Origin of the sequence: Moorena sp. SIO1F2, from assembly GCF_010672755.1 — a bacterium.
GTDB lineage: Bacteria > Cyanobacteriota > Cyanobacteriia > Cyanobacteriales > Coleofasciculaceae > Moorena.
This window is the reverse complement of record NZ_JAAHFV010000597.1, coordinates 1-2,151: the sequence shown is the minus strand read 5'-3', so window position 1 is coordinate 2,151 and position 2,151 is coordinate 1. Positions and strand designations below refer to the sequence as shown.

The following is a 2,151-nucleotide window of genomic DNA, read 5'->3' as shown; positions in this document are numbered from 1 at the left end:
TGAATCAAGCCTTGGGAAATATAGTATTTGACTCAATAGAACCCCTTGAAGACCTTGTTGAGCAACGCTGGCGCTATTTGCTCAATTCCCTGAGAGTTGATCCGCTGCATCAGCTTCTATCATTGGTAGCCTGAGGTAATGGAAGAAGCTGCTTAACTATGGTCAATTAATGTGACTTGATATGAGAGACTTGGTAAAGTAAAAAAAATCAGAATAATTATCGATGTCAGGAGTACCGAAAATAGACATTGCTGAATCAGTACAAGAACTAAAATCTCTAATGAAGCAGCAGAAAACGAGATTGGGATATGGGGTGCGACTAGTTCTAACTAGGAGCCTGTAGAGTATACAGGGTAAACGCATAGAAATTTGTATCAAAATTTACAGTTAAAAACTAAACAATAATATCAAAAATCTATAATTACCCTGTTGATTCTCAATAAGCACAATTCATTCTCAATTCTTGGCCGTGTTATCCTTGGTCGATTTGAGAGTACTCTACATTCGGGTTTTGTACGCAAATCAGACTTTGATTATTGTTCAAAGTCAGCGTAAAATTTGTTGACTTTGAACAAAAAAAAACTGCTTTAGGATGGGATTTATTCGAATTTAAAAAAAATTGACTTAATGAGAGTTTTGTCTGTTACCATTTAGACCAAATTAGATGCGTTTACCCTGGTATAAAATACAGGGGTATGAGTTAGGTAAAGAACGTCAATAAAAGAATAATGAAGATGAGAGAATCGAAAGAATTAGGGGCTTACATTCTTGGGCCAGATCAAGAAGTTGAGTCACAAAATATCTTAAGTGATTACTACAGTATCCAACCTCAACCAGGTGACACAAAGCAACGTGTAAAATTTGGTACAGCTGGGCATCGAGGTACATCGACCTTGGGAAGTTTTAATGAAGCTCATATTCTTGCGATCGCTCAGGCGATCGCGGAATTTCGTCAACAACAGGGAATTTGTGGTCCAATGTTTGTAGGAATGGATACTCATGGCCTGTCATCACCCGCCCAAAGAACTGTCTTAGAAGTTTTCTCTGCCCATGAAATAGATATTTACATTGCTCCCTTGACGGGGGATGCTCGCTATACGCCAACACCAGTTATTTCCTATGCAATTCTTCACTATAATAGGGGGAAGATAAGACATTTGGCTGATGGCCTGATTATCACCCCGTCTCATAATCCTCCTTGCGACGGCGGTATAAAGTACAACTCGCCCTCAGGTGGGCCAGCGCAGCCCATAGCAACTCAATGGATTGAGGCGCGTGCTAATCAACTCTTAGGGAATGGTAATCGAGAGGTCAAGCGGTGGACCTATGAAAAAGCTCTAAAGGCTCCTACCACTCATATTTACGATTATATTTCTGGTTATGTTAGAGATTTATGCACAGTTGTAGACTTAAAAGCTCTTTCCACCTCAGATATTCATATTGGTGTTGATCCGTTAGGTGGTTCGAGTGTTTGTTACTGGGATGCAATTGCTGAGCATTATCAACTCAAGCTAGATATCCTTGAGCGAACCATTGATCCAAGTTTTTATTTTCTGGCACCTGATTGGGATGGCAAGCGCCGCATGGATTGCTCTTCTCCTGAGGTCATGGCTAACTTAGTGAAAGTAAGAGATAAGTATGATATAGCTTTTGGCAATGATGCAGATAGCGATCGCTTTGGTGTGGTCACACCTAATGCTGGTTTAATCCCTCCCAACCACTTTCTTGCTGTAGCAATTGGTTATCTGGCTCAATCGCGATCTGATTGGTCTGCCAGCGGTGTTATCGGTAAATCTATTGTGACCAGTGATATGCTCAATCGGGTTGCTCGTTCGATTGGCTACTCACTCTATGAAGCTCCCATTGGATTCAGATGGTTTGTTCCAGGACTGCAAGAAGGTAGTCTAAATTTTGCTGGTGAGGAAAGTGCTGGAGCATCTTTTCAGCGTAAAGACGGTTCTGTATGGACAACAGATAAAGATGGGATTGTCATGAACTTGTTGGCAGCAGAAATTTTTGCGAAAAGTGGAAAGGATCTCAGCAGGCACTATTGCTTAGGAGGCGCTGGGCTTTAAGAACGGACTGCCCTGCCGCTCTGTTTTTTTGGTCTTTTGTTTAATAATGTTTGACCAACTTTCCAGCATTTTAGGC

The 2,151-nt window shown here is 41.2% G+C and carries 1 protein-coding gene; it reads left to right on the top strand.

Going from position 1 to position 2,151, the window contains the following annotated elements; translation table 11 throughout:
* Positions 1 to 734 precede the first annotated feature (734 nt).
* Positions 735 to 2,075, top strand: a complete 1,341-nt coding sequence (locus F6J94_RS33225) for a phosphoglucomutase, alpha-D-glucose phosphate-specific (protein ID WP_293048067.1) — start codon at positions 735 to 737, stop codon at positions 2,073 to 2,075.
* The last annotated feature ends 76 nt before the right edge of the window (positions 2,076 to 2,151 follow it).

Bases quoted from the DNA above. Each gene is read 5' to 3' on its own strand.
- F6J94_RS33225 (WP_293048067.1), top strand. From the start codon at position 735: ATGAGAGAATCGAAAGAATTAGGGGCTTACATTCTTGGGCCAGATCAA.